The organism is Rhizobium sp. 2MFCol3.1 (assembly GCF_000377565.1).
Taxonomy (GTDB): domain Bacteria; phylum Pseudomonadota; class Alphaproteobacteria; order Rhizobiales; family Rhizobiaceae; genus Rhizobium.
Genome location: NZ_KB898353.1, coordinates 103169 through 122042, shown reverse-complemented (window position 1 = coordinate 122042; position 18874 = coordinate 103169). Strand labels below are relative to the sequence as shown.

Annotated in this window: 16 protein-coding genes; 12 read left to right on the top strand and 4 right to left on the bottom strand. The window is 60.0% G+C overall.

Annotated features, from left to right (window positions below; translation table 11 throughout):
* Positions 1-12: 12 nt before the first annotated feature.
* On the bottom strand, positions 13-1305 hold the full coding sequence (gene rhaI, locus D460_RS0100565; RefSeq protein ID WP_018896534.1) for an L-rhamnose catabolism isomerase: 1293 nt from the start codon (positions 1303-1305) through the stop codon (positions 13-15).
* Positions 1306-1389: 84 nt separating this feature from the next.
* Between rhaI and D460_RS34740 the strand changes: the two genes are divergently transcribed.
* Positions 1390-1548 carry a YqaE/Pmp3 family membrane protein gene (locus D460_RS34740; protein WP_018896533.1) on the top strand — a complete coding sequence of 53 codons (159 nt, stop codon included), beginning with the start codon at positions 1390-1392 and terminating at the stop codon, positions 1546-1548.
* A 3-nt stretch (positions 1549-1551) separates the two neighbouring features.
* On the opposite strand, the gene D460_RS0100555 is transcribed toward D460_RS34740, so the two are convergent.
* A complete protein-coding gene (locus D460_RS0100555) occupies positions 1552-3648 on the bottom strand; it encodes a bifunctional rhamnulose-1-phosphate aldolase/short-chain dehydrogenase (protein WP_018896532.1) in 2097 nt (698 codons plus the stop codon).
* Positions 3649-3847: 199 nt separating this feature from the next.
* On the opposite strand from D460_RS0100555, the gene D460_RS0100550 reads away from it, so the two are divergent.
* The 9 genes from D460_RS0100550 to D460_RS0100510 all read left to right on the top strand — a co-directional run bounded on the left by D460_RS0100550 (position 3848) and on the right by D460_RS0100510 (position 12488).
* The gene (locus D460_RS0100550) at positions 3848-4657 is read left to right on the top strand and encodes a DeoR/GlpR family DNA-binding transcription regulator (protein WP_018896531.1); all 810 of its coding nucleotides are present in this window, start codon (positions 3848-3850) and stop codon (positions 4655-4657) included.
* A gap of 50 nt (positions 4658-4707) precedes the next feature.
* Positions 4708-5703 (top strand): rhamnose ABC transporter substrate-binding protein, encoded by a 996-nt coding sequence (gene rhaS, locus D460_RS0100545; protein ID WP_018896530.1) that lies wholly within the window; start codon positions 4708-4710, stop codon positions 5701-5703.
* 71 nt (positions 5704-5774) lie between these two features.
* Positions 5775-7310 carry a sugar ABC transporter ATP-binding protein gene (locus D460_RS0100540; RefSeq protein ID WP_018896529.1) on the top strand — a complete coding sequence of 512 codons (1536 nt, stop codon included), beginning with the start codon at positions 5775-5777 and terminating at the stop codon, positions 7308-7310.
* A 10-nt stretch (positions 7311-7320) separates the two neighbouring features.
* Positions 7321-8322 (top strand): ABC transporter permease, encoded by a 1002-nt coding sequence (locus D460_RS0100535; RefSeq protein ID WP_018896528.1) that lies wholly within the window; start codon positions 7321-7323, stop codon positions 8320-8322.
* Positions 8319-9332, top strand: coding sequence for an ABC transporter permease (locus D460_RS0100530; protein WP_018896527.1), 1014 nt, complete (start codon positions 8319-8321; stop codon positions 9330-9332). Before D460_RS0100535 ends, D460_RS0100530 begins: the two co-directional genes overlap by 4 nt.
* Complete coding sequence (gene rhaM / locus D460_RS0100525; RefSeq protein WP_018896526.1) at positions 9329-9649, top strand: L-rhamnose mutarotase; 321 nt, start codon at positions 9329-9331, stop codon at positions 9647-9649. Before D460_RS0100530 ends, rhaM begins: the two co-directional genes overlap by 4 nt.
* The gene (locus D460_RS0100520) at positions 9646-11028 is read left to right on the top strand and encodes an FGGY-family carbohydrate kinase (RefSeq protein WP_018896525.1); all 1383 of its coding nucleotides are present in this window, start codon (positions 9646-9648) and stop codon (positions 11026-11028) included. Before rhaM ends, D460_RS0100520 begins: the two co-directional genes overlap by 4 nt.
* Positions 11029-11113: 85 nt before the next feature.
* Positions 11114-11881 (top strand): hypothetical protein, encoded by a 768-nt coding sequence (locus tag D460_RS0100515; protein ID WP_018896524.1) that lies wholly within the window; start codon positions 11114-11116, stop codon positions 11879-11881.
* Between the two features lie 217 nt (positions 11882-12098).
* Entirely contained in the window at positions 12099-12488 is a 390-nt protein-coding gene (locus D460_RS0100510) for a hypothetical protein (protein ID WP_245267695.1), read from the top strand.
* A gap of 35 nt (positions 12489-12523) precedes the next feature.
* Here the strand turns inward: D460_RS0100510 and D460_RS0100505 are convergent, their stop codons facing one another.
* Together D460_RS0100505 and D460_RS32355 are read right to left on the bottom strand one after the other, a co-directional pair.
* Entirely contained in the window at positions 12524-13255 is a 732-nt protein-coding gene (locus D460_RS0100505; RefSeq protein ID WP_245267694.1) for a CpsD/CapB family tyrosine-protein kinase, read from the bottom strand.
* A 110-nt stretch (positions 13256-13365) separates the two neighbouring features.
* Positions 13366-14901, bottom strand: a complete 1536-nt coding sequence (locus D460_RS32355; RefSeq protein WP_018896521.1) for a Wzz/FepE/Etk N-terminal domain-containing protein — start codon at positions 14899-14901, stop codon at positions 13366-13368.
* 471 nt (positions 14902-15372) lie between these two features.
* On the opposite strand from D460_RS32355, the gene D460_RS0100495 reads away from it, so the two are divergent.
* Both D460_RS0100495 and D460_RS0100490 read left to right on the top strand, forming a co-directional pair.
* Positions 15373-16686, top strand: a complete 1314-nt coding sequence (locus D460_RS0100495; RefSeq protein ID WP_018896520.1) for a polysaccharide biosynthesis/export family protein — start codon at positions 15373-15375, stop codon at positions 16684-16686.
* A gap of 82 nt (positions 16687-16768) precedes the next feature.
* Positions 16769-18310 (top strand): O-antigen translocase, encoded by a 1542-nt coding sequence (locus D460_RS0100490; RefSeq protein ID WP_018896519.1) that lies wholly within the window; start codon positions 16769-16771, stop codon positions 18308-18310.
* The last annotated feature ends 564 nt before the right edge of the window (positions 18311-18874 follow it).

Genomic DNA, 18874 nt, shown 5'->3' with positions numbered 1-18874 from the left:
AACAAGTCTGCCTCAGATGATGCCGCCACTTCCGCCGACCGATGCCGGGCGTTCTGCGGCAACCTTCTTGCGATAGCCGCTGGCACGGTAGGTGGCGACCGGATCGATCGCGCCGCCGGCACGACGGCGTGCTTCCGCCAGGATCGGCTCGACATCCGTGCGATAACCGCGCTTCAGCGTCTCTGTCGCCATCAACGCATCGTTCTCATCCTGGAAGCCGGCCAGCGCCTTGCGGTCGACGATCAGCGCCTGCGCATAGGCGCGGCGGATTTCGTTGGCGCTATTGATCAGGCTCTCGATCGGGTCGGTCACATTGTGCGACTGATCGATCATGTGGGCCGGATTGAAGTCGTTGACGCCGCGCCGCTCGGCCTCGACCAGCTCGTTGAAGACGAGGAACAGGCGGTAAGGCTCGATCGAACCGGCATCGAGGTCGTCGTCGCCATACTTCGAGTCATTGAAGTGGAAGCCGCCGAGCTTGCCGAACTGGATCAGGCGGGCGACGATCATCTCGATATTGGTGTTCGGCGCATGGTGGCCGAGGTCGACGAGGCAATGCGCCTTCGGCCCGAGCGTCTGAGCGATCAGGTAGTTGGTGCCCCAATCCTGCACGACCGTCGAGTAGAAGGCCGGCTCGTACATCTTGTGTTCGGAGAACAGCTTCCAATCGTCGGGCAGCGCCTTGTAGATGTCGGCCATCGAGGCGAGATAGCGTTCGAAGGAGCGGGTGAAGTTGCTCTGGCCCGGGAAATTCGAGCCGTCGCCAACCCAGACGGTCAGCGCCTTGGAGCCGATCGCCTTGCCGATCTCGATGCATTCGATGTTGTGCTCGACAGCCTGCGCGCGCGTTGCCGCGTCGGTGTGGCTGAGCGATCCATACTTGTAGGAGTGAGCCTGGCCGGGCGCGTCGGAGAAGGTGTTGGAGTTCATCGCGTCGAAGCCGAGGCCGAGATGATCGCCCTTCGCCTTCAATTCCTTGACGTCTGTCTTGTCCCACGGAATGTGGAGCGAGACGTTCGGCGTTGCGCGGGTCAGTTCGTTGATGACGGAGCAATCGTCCAGCTTGTCGAATATCCCGCGCGGCTCGCCGGTGCCGGGGAAGCGGGCAAAGCGCGTGCCACCGGTGCCGACACCCCAAGAGGGAACGGCTACGAAGAATTCGGAGACGCGGCGCGTGATCGCTTCAATGTCCACGCCGCGGCGCGACAGATTGGCGCCCAGCGCTTCGTAATCGGATTTGAGCGCGGATGCGCGCTTGTCGTTTTCCTGCGCAATCACATCCTGCGCGATCTTGGTTTCGGCCATCATTTCCTCCCTCTTCGCATCGAACCAAACGGCTCCTGTCCGCGTTTCGATGCGTGAAATACCTAAATCAATAACGAGGCGACCTTGGACATCATACGCATTCTTTTCGCGATCATCCTGCCACCTGTCGGCGTGTTCCTGCAGGTCGGTATCGGCCTGCAGTTTTGGCTAAACATATTGCTGACGCTGTGCGGCTACGTGCCGGGGATCATCCATGCGGTATGGGTGATCCTCCGGCGGTAGCGGTCAGCGCGGGAAGCTCTGCGCGTTGCCGGCATCGACGTTGATGATGTTGCCGGTAGACTTTGCAGAGAAATCGGACGCCAGGAAGTAGATCGCTTCGGCGATGTCCTCAGGGAATACGTTGAGCTTCAGCATGGAGCGTTTGCGGTAGTGCTCCTCCAGTTCGTTGATCTCGATCTTCGACGATGCCGCACGCTGCTCGCGCCACTCGCCGTTCCAGATTTTCGATCCACGGAGGACCGCATCCGGGTTGACGGTGTTGACCCGAATGCCGGCTTCCGCGCCCTCAAGCGCCAGGCAACGGGCGAGATGGATTTCGGCGGCCTTGGCCGTGCAATAGGCGGCAGCGTTTGGAGACGATGCCAGGCCGTTCTTGGAGGCGACGAACACGACGTTGCCGCCGAGGTTCTGCTTGCGGAACAGGCGGAAGGCTTCGCGCGAAACCAGGAAGTAACCGGTCGCCAGAATGTCGATGTTCTTGTTCCACATCGAAAGCTCGGTGCTTTCGATCGGCGCGGACGAGGCGATACCTGCGTTCGAGACGAGGATATCGACGCCGCCGAATTCGACGCAGGATTCCGCGAAGGACGAGATCACGCCGTCTTCCTTGGTCACGTCAAGCTTGACGCCGCGAACTGCATCGGCGCCGAACTGCTTGGCGAAATCGGCCTTGGTGCTGTCGAGCGCTTCCTGGTCGATATCGGCCAGAACCACGCAGGCACCTTCGCCGATCAACCGGGCCGCCGTCGCACGGCCGATGCCGCCGGCACCGCCGGTGACGAAGGCAACCTTGCCGGCGAGGCTCTTCGGCTTCGGCATACGCTGAAGCTTGGCTTCCTCGAGCAGCCAGTATTCGATATCGAAGGCTTCCTGCTCAGGCAGGCCCTGATATTCCGAAACGGTCGACGCGCCGCGCATGACGTTGATGGCGTTGACATAGAACTCGCTGGCGATACGCGCCGTTGCCTTGTCGCGGGCAAAGGACAGCATGCCGACCCCGGGAACGAGGAAGATGACCGGGTTCGCATCGCGCATGGCGGGCGAATTGTCATGCTTGCAGTCGTTGTAATAGCGCGCGTAGTCGGCGCGGTAATCTTCCAGCGCCTTGTCGAGGCCGGCAACGATCGCATCGACATCGGGCTTTGCCGGGTCGAAATCGACGATCAGCGGGCGGATCTTGGTGCGCAGGAAGTGGTCGGGGCAGCTGGTGCCGAGCGCGCCGAGCGGTGCCAAGTTCTTCGAGTTGACGAATTCGAGGACGGCGTCCTGATCGTCGAAGTGGCCGAGCTTGCGCTCTGCCTTGCCGATGCGACCACGGATTTCGGGCATCAGGCGGGCGGCGATGGCGCGGCGCTGTTCGGCGGCCAAGCTCTGCGTGGCCGCGCCACCGAAGATTGTCTTGCCTTCGGTCTTTTCGGCAAACCAGACGATCGCCTTGTTGATGATCTCAAGCGTCAGCTCGTAGCAGGCCTTGGCATCGTTGGCCCAGGTGAAGAGACCATGGCTTTCGAGGACGACGCCCTTGGAATTCGGGTTCGCCTTGACGAAGGCTTCAAGGTCGAGGCCGAGCTGGAAGCCCGGGCGGCGCCAGGGCAGCCAACCGATGTCAGCGCCGAAGATCTGCTGTGTCAGTTCCCTGGAGTTCTTCGAAGCAGCGATCGCGATGATCGCGTCGGGATGCATGTGGTCGACATGCGTGAAGGGCACGAAACCATGCAGCGGCGTGTCGATCGAAGCGGCGCGGCTGTTGAGATTGTAGGTGCAATGCGGAAGGAAGCCGACCATGCGGTCTTCGTCTTCAACGCCCTTGTAGATGCCCTTCAGCGAATCCAGCTTGTCCTGATAGAGAGTGGCGAAGCCGTCGAGCTTGATGGTGCCGACGTCGCCGCCTGAACCCTTGACCCAGAGAACCTTGACCTTTTCGCCGGTGAGCGGGTCCGTTTCCATGACCTTGGCCGATGTATTGCCGCCGCCATAGTTGGTGATGCGCTTGTCGGCACCCAGCAGGTTCGAGCGATAGAGCAGCTTTCCAGGCTCATCCAGCCCTGCAGCGTACGAGTCATCCCAACGGTTATCCAGAAGCCGGACGGTTGCCGCCATGTCATCCTCCCATGTAGAATTCTTCAGGACGCGAAAATGAGTAATACGCCCTTTGCGGTGACGGTATCGCTCATCAAAAGCGGCGCTGTCAATCGAAAACGATCAAAAACGATTATGTTGCAACGCAATATGGAAAAATGTGATCGCTTATGATTGACACATAGTCACAACTGCGAAATAAACGATGCAGGAGGAACCCATGCACGAACGCGAACGCCATCGCATCATATTGAGCGCCGTACAGGAAAAGTCGGTCGTGACGGTTCAGGATATTTCCGAGCTGACCGAGGCTTCCGAGGCGACGATCCGGCGCGATATCGCAGCGCTTCACGTGCAGGGAAAGATCCGGCGCGTGCGCGGCGGGGCGGAAGCCGTGCATCCGCCGCAGCTCGGCAATCTCGCCGGGAGGCCTTTCAGGGTTTCAGAATCAGTCAATTCCGATAAAAAGCGCGCAATTGCGCGCGCGGCTGTCGATCTCTGCGATCCTGGCGATGCCATCATCATCAATGGTGGAACGACCACCTTCCAGATGGTGCATTTCATGGCGGCGCATCGCATGCAGGTGATGACCAATTCCTTCGCGATCGCCGAGCATCTGGTCAAGCACTCGAAGAACACGGTGACGGTTCCGGGTGGCGTGATCTATCGCGAGCAGAGCCTCATCCTGTCGCCGTTCGACAATGACGCCATCCGCAATTTCTATGCGCGGCGCTTCTTCATCGGTGCGCAGGGCGTCGGTCCGCTCGGCATCATGGAAGCGGATGCGCAGATCATCCAGAGCGAGCAGAAGCTGATGCATCAGGCCGACGAGCTGATCGTCATGGTCGATTCCAGCAAGTTTCATCGCCGCTCGAGTCTCATTTTGTGTGGGCTCGATCGCGTCACGACGGTGATCACGGACGAGGGGGTCTCCGACGAGGCGGTGCGGATGATCGAGGATGCGGGCGTCAAGCTCGTCGTTGCGAGCATGGTCTCGCAGGCAAGGGAGGATTCCTCGTCGGTCGCCTGAACGGCGCCGGCAGGATGTAGTCAAGTCAATCAACGTGGGAGGAAGAAAGCATGAAACTCGCAAAGACACTGGCGGTGGGCGTCGCCTTTGCCGTCGCATTGATGGCAGGTGCTGCAAGCGCCAAGGACATCAAGATCGGCCTCGTGGTCAAGTCGCTCGGCAACGGCTTCTTTGAAGCCGCCAACAAGGGCGCCCAGGAAGCAGCCAAGGAACTCGGCGGCGTGGAAGTCATCTACACCGGCCCGACCTCGACGACGGCCGAAGGCCAGATCGAAGTCATCAACTCGCTGATCGCACAGGGCGTTGACGCCATCGCGATCTCAGCCAACGATCCTGACGCTGTCATCCCGGCCCTGAAGAAGGCCAAGCAGCGCGGCATCAAGGTCATCTCCTGGGATTCCGGCGTCAACAAGGACGGCCGCATCCTGCAGCTGAACCCATCGTCCAACGAACTGATCGGCAAGATGTGCCTGACGCTCGTCAAGGATCATCTGGAAGGCGGCAAGGGTGACTTCGCGATCCTGTCCGCAACCACGACGTCCACGAACCAGAACATCTGGATCGGTGAGATGAAGAAGCAGCTCAAGGACTTCGCCGGCATGAACCTCGTCACCACCGTTTACGGCGACGACCTCTCCGACAAGTCCTACCGTGAAGCTGAAGGCCTCCTGAAGTCCAACCCGAACGTCAAGGTCATCGTCGCTCCGACGACAGTCGGCGTTCTGGCCGCTTCCAAGGTCGTCGAAGACAAGGGTCTCGTCGGCAAGGTCTACGTCACGGGTCTCGGCCTGCCGTCCGAAATGGCCGGTGCGATCAAGTCGGGTGCTACGAAGGAATTCGCGATCTGGAACCCGATCGACCTCGGCTACTCCGCAACGCAGATCGCCTATCACCTCGTAAAGGGTGACGCGACCGGCGCACCGGGCACCGAAATCGAAGCCGGCCGCATGGGCAAGATCAAGGTAGACGACAAGGGCGAAGCCGCGATGGCCGACCCGTTCATCTACAATGCGTCGAACATCGACCAGTTCTCGAAGGTTTTCTAAGCCTTTCGTGGACAGACAAAACCCGGCGGCACTGCCGCCGGGCCCTTCCCAATGAACACTGGTAAGCGCTGATGAACAACGCCCTTCAACACCCTGTTGCAAGCGTCGCGACAAACGACGTACCCGCAATTCTCGAGATGCGCGGCATCTCGCAGATCTTCCCTGGCGTGAAGGCGCTCGATAACGTCAGCATCGCGCTCTATCCCGGCAAGGTCACCGCGCTGATCGGCGAAAACGGCGCTGGCAAGTCGACCCTCGTCAAGATCCTGACCGGTATCTACCGCCCGAACGAAGGCGAAATCCTCGTCGATGGTAAGCCGACGACATTTGCCAATGCGCAGGCAGCGATCGATGCCGGCGTCACCGCGATCCATCAGGAAACCGTGCTCTTCGACGAACTGACGGTTGCCGAAAACATCTTCCTCGGCCATGCGCCGCGCACGCGCTTCCGCACCATCGACTGGAAGCTGATGAACAGCCGCGCCAAGGCGCTGCTCACCTCGCTTGAAAGCAATATCGATCCGACGATCCGCCTGAAGGACCTCTCGATCGCGCAGCGCCACCTCGTGGCGATTTCCCGCGCACTGTCGATCGAGGCCCGCATCGTCATCATGGACGAGCCGACCGCTGCCCTGTCGCGCAAGGAGATCGACGATCTCTTCCGCATCGTCGAAGGCCTGAAGGCTCAGGGCAAGGCGATTCTCTTCATCAGCCACAAGTTCGACGAGCTCTACGAGATCGCCGATAACTTCGCCGTCTTCCGCGACGGGCGCGCCGTGGGCCACGGCAATCTGAAAGCCACACCCCAGGACGAAATCGTTCGCATGATGGTCGGCCGCGATGTGGAGAACGCATTCCCGAAGATCGACGTCGCGATCGGCGGACCGGTGCTGCAGGTTGATAAATACTGTCACCAGACCGAATTCCGCGATATCTCGCTGACGCTGCGAAAGGGCGAAATTCTCGGCATTTACGGCCTGATCGGCGCCGGCCGCTCCGAGCTCTGTCAGTCCCTGTTCGGCATCACCAAGCCGCTGTCGGGCAAGCTCACGCTTGATGGCCGGGAGATCAGCATCAATTCGCCGCTCGACGCCATCAGGGCCGGCATCGTCTACGTGCCGGAAGAGCGCGGCCGCCACGGCGTGGCGTTGCCGATGCCGATCTACCAGAACATGACGCTGCCATCGCTCGGGCGCACCTCACGCAAGGGCTTCCTGAAGGTGGCCAATGAGTTCGCGCTGGCGCGCAAATATGCCGAGCGACTGGATCTGCGCGCGGCGGCACTTTCGGTTCCAGTCGGAACGCTGTCGGGCGGCAACCAGCAGAAGGTGGTCATCGGCAAGTGGCTGGCGACCATGCCCAAGGTCATCATTCTCGACGAACCGACCAAGGGCATCGATATCGGCTCGAAGGCCGCCGTTCACGGCTTCATCAGCGAGCTCGCCGCCGAGGGCCTCTCCATCATCATGATCTCGTCTGAACTGCCGGAGATCATCGGAATGTCCGATCGGGTGCTTGTCATGAAGGAAGGGCTGTCGGCCGGCCTCTTCGAGCGCAAGGACCTGACGCCGGAAACGCTGGTGCGCGCCGCCACCGGTAACGCTTGAGGTAACCAGCATGTCCAGACTCTTGAGAAAACGCGAAACGCTGCTCTTCATCATCATCGCGGTGATGATCGCCGCCTTTTCGACCCGCGCTGACGGCTTTGCCACACCTGGAAACCTCGCCGGCATCTTCAACGACACGTCGATCCTGATCATCCTGGCGCTGGCGCAGATGACCGTCATCCTGACGAAGTCGATCGACCTGTCGGTTGCCGCCAATCTCGCCTTCACAGGCATGGCGATCGCGATGCTGAATGCCGCGCATCCGGATCTGCCGCTGCTCGTCCTGATCCTCGCTGCGGTCCTGATTGGTGCCTGCCTCGGCGCTATCAATGGCTTCCTCGTCTGGGCGCTCGAGATCCCGCCGATCGTCGTGACGCTTGGCACGCTCACCATCTATCGCGGTATGGCCTTCGTGCTCTCGGGCGGTGAGTGGGTCAACGCGCATCAGATGACGCCGACCTTCCTCAACGTTCCCCGCACCCTCGTTCTCGGCATGCCGGTGCTCAGCTGGGCTGCGATCATCATCGTCGCGCTGATCTATGTCGTGCTGAAATACACCCAGTTCGGCCGCTCCACCTATGCCGCCGGCGGCAATCCGACAGCGGCGGTCTATGCCGGCATCGATGTCGGCTGGACGAAGTTCCTGGCCTTCGTTCTGTCGGGCGCGCTCGCCGGCCTTGCGAGCTACCTCTGGGTCTCGCGTTACGCGGTCGCCTATGTCGATATCGCCAACGGTTTCGAACTCGATAGCGTGGCTGCCTGCGTCATCGGTGGCATATCGATCGCAGGCGGCGTCGGATCGGTGCTCGGCACCGTGCTTGGCGCGCTCTTCCTCGGCGTCATCAAGAACGCGCTTCCCGTCATCGGCATCTCGCCCTTCACGCAGATGGCGATCTCCGGCACCGTCATCATTCTCGCCGTCGTCTTCAACGCAAGGCGCGAGCGCAATCGTGGCCGCATCATCCTGCGCGACAAGGCCGCGGCAGAGACCCCAGCAGAGGTGGCAGCATGAGCACCGTCGTTTCCACACTCGCCGAAAAGCGCGTCATCCCGGATCGCCTGGGAACGCCATTCAAGCGGATCATGTCCAGCTGGGAAGTGCTGCTCTTCGGCGTCGCCGTCGTGATCTTCATCTTCAATTCGCTGGCGTCACCCTACTTCCTGGATGCCTGGAACCTCTCTGACGCGACCTTTAACTTCACCGAAAAGGCGATGATCGCGTTTGCCATGGCGCTGCTCGTCATATCCGGCGAGATCGATCTCTCGGTCGCGGCCATCATCGCACTGGCCTCGACGGCCATGGGCGCTGCTGCTCAAGCTGGTGTCGGCGCGCCCGGCCTCGTCGCCATCGGCGTCGGCGTTGGCCTGCTTTGCGGCATGTTCAACGGTTTCCTCGTATCGGTGATGAAGCTTCCCTCCATCGTCGTCACCATCGGCACGATGAGCCTGTTTCGCGGCATCTCCTACATCGTGCTGGGCGATCAGGCCTACGGCAACTATCCCGAGGATTTCGCCTTCTTCGGCCAGGGATACGTCGTCTGGGTCTTCTCCTTCGAGTTCGTGCTCTTCATCGTATTGGCGATCCTGTTCGCCATCCTGCTGCACGCCACCAATTTCGGCCGCCAAGTTTACACGATCGGCAACAACGACTTCGCCGCGCGCTTCTCCGGCATCCCCGTCGAGCGAGTGAAGTTCATTCTCTTCATGCTGACGGGCGTGATGAGCGGCATCGCCTCGGTCTGCCTGACCTCGCGGCTGGGCTCGACGCGCCCGTCAATCGCGCAGGGCTGGGAGCTTGAGGTCGTCACTATGGTGGTTCTCGGCGGCGTCTCGATCCTCGGCGGTTCTGGCAAGATCGGCGGCGTTGTGATCGCGGCCTTTGTCATGGGTCTCGTCACCTTCGGCCTCGGTCTGCTCAACGTTCCCGGCATCGTCATGTCGATCTTCATCGGCCTGCTGCTGATCATCACCATCGCGATCCCGATCATCGCTCGCCGCATCAAAGCCATGAGTTCGAAATGACGCTGGAAAAACACGCCTTCAAGATGACGCTCAATCCCGGCATGGAAGTCGAGTACATCAAGCGCCACGACGAAATCTGGCCGGAACTGGTCGAGCTGCTGCACCAATCCGGCGCCAGCGATTACTCGATCCATCTCGACCTCGAGACGAATACGCTGTTCGGCGTGTTGACACGAACAAGCGACAACACACTGTCGAGTCTGCCGGAGCATCCGGTGATGAAGCGTTGGTGGGCGCATATGCGTGATATCATGGTCACAAATCCGGATAATTCGCCCGTCCAGACCGACCTCGTCACCGTCTTTCATATGCCATGACATCAAGCCAGAGCTACGCCCGCGTCGCGGTTCTCGATATCGGCAAGACGAATGCCAAGGTCGTCGTGCTCGACAGCGCCACCGGCGCCGAGGTCGCGGTCGTCAAGACCCCGAACGTGGTGATCAAGTCGGATCCCTATCCGCATTATGACGTGGACGCGCTGTGGGCTTTCGCGCTCGATGCGTTGAAGCGGTTTGCGGTTTCGCCCGGCTTCGATGCGATCTCGATCACGACCCATGGTGCCAGCGCCGCTTTGCTTGCTGCGGATGGGGCGCTCGCCATGCCGGTGCTCGATTATGAGCACGAGTATCCACGCGAGATTATCGACGCCTACACGGCGCTGCGCCCGTCATTCGACGAGACCTATTCGCCGCGCCAGTCGATGGGACTGAACATCGGAGCGCAGCTGCATTATCAGCAGACGGTGTTTCCAGAGGCATTCGCGGGCGTCGCGACGATTGTCACTTATGCTCAATATTGGGCGGCGCGGCTGACAGGTGTTTCGGTAAACGAGGTGACGTCGCTCGGTTGCCACACGGATTTGTGGAACCCGCGCGCATCGAGCTACTCCAGTCTCGTCGACACGTTGGGTATAAGACCGCTGATGGCGCCGATCCGGTCGGCTTTCGATGCGCTCGGACCAGTGCTGCCTAAAATCGCTGAGGAGATCGGGCTTTCCAAATCCGTTCCCGTCTATTGCGGCATCCACGATTCCAACGCTTCGCTGCTACCGCATCTGGTCAGCCGGCAAGCCCCGTTCGCGGTCGTCTCGACGGGTACGTGGGTGGTCAACTTCGGTGTGGGTGGCGATCTCGACCATCTCGATCCGAAGCGCGATACGCTTGCCAATGTCGATGCCTACGGGCGTGCGGTTCCGTCCTCTCGGTTCATGGGCGGGCGCGAGTTCGAGATTCTTTCCGCCGAGATCGGTCCTGTGGTGGTCGAGGACGCGGTTGCGGCCATGCCTGGCGTCATCGAGAATGGCATGATGCTCTTGCCGAACGTGGCGCCCGGGTCGGGGCCTTTTCCGGGCAAGGAGCGACGCTGGATCAACGCGGAGGCGGCGAGCGCTGGTGAAGGTTACGCGGCGGTCTGCCTCTACCTGGCGCTGATGACCGAGGCGTGCCTGGGCTTGATCGGCGCCGGCGGGCCCGTTGTGATCGAGGGGCCGTTTTCGCTGAACGAGACCTATCTCGATGTCGTCGCGGCGCTCACCGGCCGGGATGTGATCGCCGTTCCCGGCTCGACGGGCACGAGCGCAGGTGCCGCACTTCTCACCGGAATTGCTCCGATGACAGGTAAAAAGAAGCATTTTCCGCCGCGCGAGATCTTTCGCTTGCCTGAGTATCGGCGGCGCTGGTACGCCGCGCTCGCATAAGACTCTTTCCGGATCGCCTCTTTGCGCCATCTATGAATGCCGGTAGAGTTGAGGCGCATTTCATACCAGGTGAGGAAAGCACGACATGACAGTTTCATCCGGCGAGGGTTTCGATCCGCGGGCGCTGGCCGCGCGTTTGAGTGGCCTTGAAAAGGCAGGCGAAAAGGCACCGACGGCGGACTTTGTATTGCCCGCGACTTTGCGCGAAGCGATGGACGCGCAGAATTTTCTTGCCGCCGATGAGCGCATATCCACGCACGCCTGGAAGGTGGCCATGTCGCCGTCGGGCGAGCCTGTCCTCGCGCCCTTGCATCCCTATTTCGAGGCCGTCTCCGGCGCATCGATTTCCTGGCGTCCGGGCATGAAGTTCGAGGCAGAAGTGGCAGTCCGCCTGGGACAGGATCTCCCGGTCCGTCAGAACGGTGACTACACTCGCGAGGAGATCGTCGCGGCGATCGCAGAATGCCATCTCGGCGCCGAGCTTCTGGCCAGCAGCATCGTGGAAAGCGGACAAGTGTCCTTCCTGCTCTATCTGGCCGAACGCATCGGCAACAAGGGCTATGTTCTGGGTCCCACACTGCCGAAAAGCATCGTCGACACCATTGGCAACACAACGCTCAAGGTGACGCATGGCGAGCAGGTGATCTATGACGCCCTGGCGCGCCATCCGAAGGACGACGTGCTGGTATGGCTGCTGGCCTACGCCAATGACAAGCTGCGCCCGCACACGTCGCTGAAGAAGGGCGCGCTGATCACCACGGGCACGCTCTGCGGAGCGATCGAGCTGACGTCGCGCGGCCCGATCGACATCGTGCTCGGGAATGAAACGCGCCTCAGCCTTTCGATCGTCTGATCGAGGCGCGCGTCGCTCGCTGTTTTTGTATCCGCGGTTGACAATAACGCGGAACATTGACGCCACTCACGCATTCTCCCGGATTGAGCTTTGGGAGGATGTGATGGGGGTATATCGCCTTACCTTGTGCATGCTCGTTGTCTGCTGGGCCGGAGGCGCATCCGCGAGTGAGGCGCCGTTCCTCCAATCACTCGTCGGCAATTGGACCGGCAGCGGAATGATGAAGCGGACAACGGCCTCGTCTCCTATCAATCTGAGCTGCAGCTTCCAATCGAAAGCCAACGGCGAAGCGCTGTCGATGGATGGCAAGTGTACGGGGATGCTGGTCGTCTCTCGCGCCGTATCGGCGCAGCTGAGGGCTGCGGGCGGCAACTATGCCGGCCGGTACATTGGTCCCTCGGGTAGGGTTTCTTCACTCAGCGGCGCAAGGCGGGGCGATGCCATCGAGCTTGGCGTCACATGGTCCAGGATTGTCAACGGCGACCGAAGCGCGACCATGACGATCCAGCGCTCCGGCGCAAACGCGCTGCGGATCCGAACGGTCGACAAGGACCCCGCATCCGGCAAGCAGGTCGTGACAAGCGAGATCAACCTGCAGCGAAAATAAGCTGATCCGTTTGCCGCCACGCCTGCCCGGTGCGATCAGTACCCGTACTTTTCCGCGCTGAACTTGCACTTGTTCAACACCACGCCGAGCACGTTGGTCTTTTCGCTAAGCGTCTGTTCGCAAATGTCGATTTCGCTGAGCGTGCTCTGCTCGGCCGCGGCAACCAGGATGATGCAATCGACATTCGGCAGAAACGCCAGCACGTCGTCGGTCGAAAGCATCGGCGGGAGATCGTATATGACGATATCGTGGCGCATGCGTTCCCGCATGTCCTGCAGGGCCTGCGTGGCGGCTGCGCTCTGGAGAAGCTCGGCGGAAAACTGCACGGACTGCTTGTTGGGGGCAATGGCGAGATTGTTGCCGTGGCGCCTGAAGATATCGTCGGCCTGCAGCTCGCCACGCAGGAAGGATTCCATCGAGGCGGCATCACGCATTCCCAAGGTCTTGCCGACCTGCGGGCGCTTCATGTCGAGATCGAGCAGCACGGTGCGGCAATCCTTCTGGTTCGCCAGACTGAAGGCGAGGTTGAGCGCGGTGAAGGTCTTGCCGCAGCCCGGCGTCGGCGAGGTAATGGCCACGGATGTCCAATTGTTCTCCCGCATGTTCTGCAAGATCTTGGTGCGCATCATGTCGAAAGCGGTATGCGCGGTATCGGAGCGATTGACCGTCACGATCCGGTTTTTCGCGACCAGGCTCGCATCCGGGGTGAACGACTGAAGCTTCTCCCAGGCTAACTCGCTGATTTCCCGCGAAGGCGCTGTGGACATGTTATTCTTCTCCTGGAGCGCTTGCGAAAACGACGATACCAGAGTCTGTTCCATAGGGTTTGCCTTAACTCTCTTGTTCGATGCAGCTGAACGTTTTCAGTGGTTTCGCGCTACATCGAGCCGGGCTTCATGAAGCCCGATAGCAGCCTTTGAAAAGCGTTCGCCAGCGGCGCGTAGAAGTAATGGACGATCAGCAGGACGGCGGGGATGACGCTGGCCGAAACGGCCGCGGCCGCGAACCTCTTGTTGTAGAAACCGCCGCTCGCGTCGGCTGGTGACGCGATATAGGGGATCACGCCGAGCGGTTGACGCTGCAGCAGCTGACTCAGTTCCGATGGCCTGCGGATCGTGCGGTTCATCATTTCGAGCAGGAAGGTGACGCCGAGGCCGAGGCCGATCCCACCGAGACCACCGGCAAGCACGATTATCCGGCGCTTCGACTTTACCGGCGTTTCCGGCGGCTTTGCGGCTTCAAGCAAGGAGAAGCGTCCGCCGTCCGAGCGCGCTTCGATCTGCGTACCAAGCGATGCTTCCGCCCGCCGTGCAATGGCGGTGTTGTACTGTGTTTGGATATTTCCGAGATTGCGCTCGATGACGTTCAGCGCCGTCTGCGTAGCGGGGGTTTCACTGACTGATTTCGTGAGATCGGCGATGCTCTGTGTCAGGGCCGCACGTTCGCGTTCGATCGCCTCCAGTCGCTTGTCGATATCGCCTAGCTGGAGATCGAGAGCCGACGCGCCCTGCTTGCCGGCCTCGCCGGTGGTCCGTGCCGAACCTCGGCCGCGCAGGGCTGCGATGCGGGCACGCAGGTTGACGATATTGGGGCTGTCTTCCGAGAAGATCGCCAACTGTTCGGCGAGTGCCCTGTTCAGATCCAGCAGCATCTGCTGTTCGGTGCTCAGCGGACCGACATTGCCTGTGGTGATGGCGTTTTCCGCAAGCAGGCTTCGCCGCGCGCGAAGGTCTGCTTCCTCACGCTCCAGCGCCACCAGGCGCTCCTGTTGGCTCGCCTGTTGCTGCCGACGGAATTCAAGACTTTCGGGAAGGGTGTCTTTGTGTTCGGTCTTGAATTTGAGGAGCTCGGCCTCGATCCGGTTCAGCTCGACATCGAGCCGTTTGACCTCGTCGTTGAAGAATTGCAGCGTATCGCCGGCGCGGTCGGTACGCTGGCGCTGGTTGTCAAGCAGGATCGACGATGCGAGTTCGTTGGCGGCTTTAGCAGCCAATTCCGGCGTTCCGGCTTCGAAGACTACGCTGAAAACTGTTGTCGCGCCGTCGCCAAGCGGCAACTGATCGAAGGTGATACGCGAACGCATGTCCTTGATTAGCGCGTCCCTTGAAAGCTCGTTCTGGTCGACGCCGTAGACATCCAGCTTGCCGGCGAGCTGCACCAGATTGTCGCCCGTCGTCATCTGTTGCTGCAGGATCAGCAACTGCTCCAGCGAGCTGGTGGGTACCGTCGACTTGACGAGATTGGTCGGTATCTGCGGCGCTTCAACGAGAATTTTCGCTGTTGACTGGTAGGACTTCGGCATCAGAAGAGCAACCGCCAACGCAATCGCTGTCGTGATCACGGTGAGAATTATGATGTGCGGCAGTCGCCTTAGCAGGATCGACAAGTAGAAACGAATATCGATATCACCCATTACAAGTTCGCCTGACTGATCCTGAGAATCTGAAGGTGTTTTACCTGCGCTCATTTTCGGTCAGTTCCCCAGCCGAGGGTAGTTCGTCGATAGTGGATGCCGCGACCTGGTTGCTAGTACCTTTGGACAGGGTTCGGGTTTTTTTGAGTTTAATTGCAGATCAATTTTAGTATATAAGATATTATACTTTGAACTACGGATCGTTTATTTCGCTCTTGCCCGCGATACTTAGCGTGTTCGCAGCTAATTCTTTCGTCGCGGCATTCTTATGGGGCACTCGATCACCAAGAACAGGCGGACGCTAGTCTATTTTGGTAGATAGGGAGATATTGATCTCAGTCAGTAATATAATGAATAATAATTCTGCGAAATTCGATTAAGCCCCCGATATTCTGAATACAAGCAAGGAATGACTAGGTGGGCTCCGCAGTATTTTGAGCGTTTTCGCGCCAGGATGAGGAATGATCGGGCATGGTCATGCAATGCATGCGTTTTTCGACAGGTCGCCATCAGCCCACGCGGCTGGGCAGGTTGCTGACCCTGCTTGCGCTGGGGACGGCGATGTTCGCCGGTACGGCCGCGAGCGCTCCGCTTCCGCCCCACACCAAGATCAGGCTGAGCGTTGTGCAATGGATGCCCACCAAGGGCGTCTATGAACAATGGGGCTCCATCGGCGGCGATCTCACTGTTTCGGATGCCGGCACGGTGTCCGTACCGGTGCTGGGGAGTGTTGCTGTCGGTGATCTTGACGACGACGGCCTGGCCGCGGAAATCGGCAAACGTCTCAAGGAAAAGATCGGGTTGGTCGATGCGCCGGCGACAACTGTTCAGGTACTCGAATATCCGCCGGTGTATGTCGTTGGGGATGTGTCCAAACCCGGCGAGTATAAATTTAGTCTAGGGCTGACCGTCTTGCAGGCAGTGGCATTGGGGGGCGGCGAGTTTCGAAGCACTTCGGCTCTCGAAGGCGCAAGCGAAGTCACACGACTGGTCGGCGCACTCAAGGAATTGGACGATTCGATTACGCGCAGCAATGCTAAGATTGCCAGGCTGGAAACTGAGATGACTGGCGCAACAACTGCTGACTTGTCAAAGCAGGCCGACAAATCCGATCCCTTTGCAGCGGCAATCTATAACCAGGAACAGGTTATATTCGAGGCCAGAACGAGCTCGATAGACCGCAAGGCGAAGTCGCTTGCGGAACTGCGGGAGTTGCTCAACGAAGAGATCCGCGTGCTTGACCAGAAGACGGCCAGCACGGATGCGAACATCAAGTCCATTCAGCAACAGGTAGACAGCACTGCGACGCTCGTTGCGAAGGGTGCCGTGGTGGCGACACGGCAGGGCGAAGTCGAGCGGACGCTGCGAAGCTATCAAGACGATCGGCTGGACATCAGCACCGCGATCATGCGCGCTCGGCAAAGTATCAGTCAGACCACCAGGGATCTGCAGGCACTCTACGACGAGCGAAAGACGGAGGTCGCTTCGGATCTCCAGGCGGAAAGAGCAACGCTCGTCCAGCTGAAGGTCAAGCGCGAAACCAGCCAGAAGCTGGTGCTGGACAGCCTGTCGTCACTCAGCGGCGCCGCTCGCCAGGGCGAGAAGCCGGTCTTGACGTTCGTTATCGTGCGCAGGGAAAACGGGACTGCAAACGAGATTTCCGCATCAGAAAGCACTACACTCATGCCCGGCGATGTCGTTAAGGTAACTCGGACCGCCTCTCAAGCCGCAAACCCGGTCGAGCAGGTTTCCGCTATCCCGAGCGCGGACCAGGCCAGCCGATGAACATTGTCATCTGGCGTGAGAGCCAAGGGAGTATCGCGTATCGGCGACCGCGATCCGCCGAGTTGCAGGGTAGTGTGCCCTGATGGCCGCAGATGTGAGCGTGACGGGACGGCAAAGCTATACTCAGATCCTGAAATCCACAGTTCTGATTGGCGGGTCCTCGGTCGTGAATATCGGCTTCTCGATTATTCGCAACAAGTCGATAGCACTCCTGCTGGGGCCGGAAGGCGTAGGTCTTATCGGCCTTTACAACGCCACGATCGACATCGCTCACGCTGTCGCAGGCTTCGGGATGAACGCCAGCGGCGTTCGCCAGATTGCCGAATCCGCCGGCAGTAATGATCCCGATCGCATTGCTCGAACGGCCATTGCCCTGAGGCGCATTTCCTTGGCGCTCGGGCTTCTCGGAACGCTTGCGATGGCGCTGCTGGCGGAGCCGATCGCCAGGTGGACATTCGGCGACGACCAACACACAACCGCGATGAGGCTCCTGTCCATCGTGATCTTCTTGCAAGTCATGTCGGCAGGACAGGCAGCCCTGGTCCAGGGGATGCGCGACATCGCAGGCCTTGCGCGCCTTGGCATGCTGGGGGCATTTTTCAGCACGGCTATAAGTGTGCCCATCATCTATTTCTTTGGTGAGAAGGGCATCGTGGCGTCTATTGTATGTATTGCCGCCGCAACGCTGGCGACTTCTTGGTGGTACAGCCGCAAGATCGAGATTAAACCGTGTCGCTTGTCATTCACGGATTTACGATTGGAAGCTGCCGGTCTGTTCAAGCTTGGCTTTATCTTCATGGTCAGCGGCTTCCTGACGTTTGGCAGCGCCTACGCAATCCGCATCATCGTGTTGGACGAGGCAGGCATCGTCGCGGCTGGGCTTTATCAGGCCGCATGGTCGCTCGGTGGATTGTATGCAGGCTTCATCCTGCAAGCGATGGGCACGGATTTTTATCCGCGGCTGACCGGTGTGGCCAATGACGACGTCGAATGTAACCGCCTCGTTAACGAACAGACGCAGGTGAGCGTGCTTTTGGCTGGACCTGGCCTGTTTGCCACGCTGACGCTAGCACCGGTTATCATACATGCCTTCTACTCGCCGGCTTTTTATGCGGCCGTCGACCTCTTGCGCTGGATCTGCCTCGGAATGATGCTGCGCATCGTCGCCTGGCCGATCGGTTTTATCATTCTGGCGAAAGGCGCCCAGCGGATATTCTTCTGGACCGAGGTTGCGGCCAGCATCGTTCATGTCGGGCTTGCCTGGATCTGCGTCAAGACCTTCGGAACGGTGGGTGCCGGTATCGCCTTCTTCGGTCTTTATGTTTGGCACAGCATCCTCATCTACTGGATCGCGCAGCGCTATACCGGCTTCCGCTACTCTGCGATCAATCGCATCCTCGTCATGGTGTACCTTCCGCTTTCGGGCCTGGTATTTCTGGCGTTCCAGTTCCTGCCGATTTGGCTTGCCGCATCGATGGGGTGCGCGGCGACCGCCGCGACGGGGCTCTACTCGCTAAAGACCCTCGCCGAGCTGCTGCCACCGGAAGCGCTTCCGCGCGTTGTCAGAACCAGGCTCGGCCGCGCCGCATTGTCTTGGTCTAGCTCCGTACGCCAAGTCCCGTGAGCAGCTGAGATGTGCCGTATCGCCTGCCGATTACCTAAACTGTCGCATTGAGATTTGCCGGCATTTTGCGTAAAGACGATGCAAGTTAGCGGTGAGGGGCCAGGTGAAAGCGGCGGAGGCAGGCATAGTTCGATGGCTGGTGCGTATCAGCTGCGCCGTTGCGCTGGTCCTTGTGGGCTTCGCGCACCAGGCGCCGGCCTTTGCCGATGGCGCATTCATCACCGATGAGCTTTCCGAATATGTGCTGCCGGATGGGACCGCGCCGATTATATGCACGGTCGATACGGCGCAATCGACACATCACGACAGCAAGATTCATACGCATGGCTGCGAAGCGTGTCGGATCAGCGCGTCGACTGTGTTGCCCGCTCCCGTTTTCGTCGCATGGCCAAGCGCTTCGATCCCCACCTATCTTGGCCCGATCCATGGCGCCGAGGCTACCGGAAACCGGCCTTTATCCCCCGGTGGCGGTCCAAGGGGCCCACCGTTGATGGCCGCTCTAATTTGAGCTGCCATGCGGTATGCCGTAGCCGGTGATCCCGTAAGAAATCCCACTGTCCCACA

What these genes read in the sequence shown, in the direction of transcription:
- rhaI (WP_018896534.1), bottom strand. Translation starts at nt 1,305, where the DNA reads ATGGCCGAAACCAAGATCGCGCAGGATGTGATTGCGCAGGAAAACGAC.
- D460_RS0100555 (WP_018896532.1), bottom strand. Translation starts at nt 3,648, where the DNA reads ATGGCGGCAACCGTCCGGCTTCTGGATAACCGTTGGGATGACTCGTAC.
- D460_RS0100550 (WP_018896531.1), top strand. Translation starts at nt 3,848, where the DNA reads ATGCACGAACGCGAACGCCATCGCATCATATTGAGCGCCGTACAGGAA.
- rhaS (WP_018896530.1), top strand. Translation starts at nt 4,708, where the DNA reads ATGAAACTCGCAAAGACACTGGCGGTGGGCGTCGCCTTTGCCGTCGCA.
- D460_RS0100540 (WP_018896529.1), top strand. Translation starts at nt 5,775, where the DNA reads ATGAACAACGCCCTTCAACACCCTGTTGCAAGCGTCGCGACAAACGAC.
- D460_RS0100535 (WP_018896528.1), top strand. Translation starts at nt 7,321, where the DNA reads ATGTCCAGACTCTTGAGAAAACGCGAAACGCTGCTCTTCATCATCATC.
- D460_RS0100530 (WP_018896527.1), top strand. Translation starts at nt 8,319, where the DNA reads ATGAGCACCGTCGTTTCCACACTCGCCGAAAAGCGCGTCATCCCGGAT.
- rhaM (WP_018896526.1), top strand. Translation starts at nt 9,329, where the DNA reads ATGACGCTGGAAAAACACGCCTTCAAGATGACGCTCAATCCCGGCATG.
- D460_RS0100520 (WP_018896525.1), top strand. Translation starts at nt 9,646, where the DNA reads ATGACATCAAGCCAGAGCTACGCCCGCGTCGCGGTTCTCGATATCGGC.
- D460_RS0100515 (WP_018896524.1), top strand. Translation starts at nt 11,114, where the DNA reads ATGACAGTTTCATCCGGCGAGGGTTTCGATCCGCGGGCGCTGGCCGCG.
- D460_RS0100510 (WP_245267695.1), top strand. Translation starts at nt 12,099, where the DNA reads ATGATGAAGCGGACAACGGCCTCGTCTCCTATCAATCTGAGCTGCAGC.
- D460_RS0100505 (WP_245267694.1), bottom strand. Translation starts at nt 13,255, where the DNA reads ATGTCCACAGCGCCTTCGCGGGAAATCAGCGAGTTAGCCTGGGAGAAG.
- D460_RS32355 (WP_018896521.1), bottom strand. Translation starts at nt 14,901, where the DNA reads ATGGGTGATATCGATATTCGTTTCTACTTGTCGATCCTGCTAAGGCGA.
- D460_RS0100495 (WP_018896520.1), top strand. Translation starts at nt 15,373, where the DNA reads ATGGTCATGCAATGCATGCGTTTTTCGACAGGTCGCCATCAGCCCACG.
- D460_RS0100490 (WP_018896519.1), top strand. Translation starts at nt 16,769, where the DNA reads ATGGCCGCAGATGTGAGCGTGACGGGACGGCAAAGCTATACTCAGATC.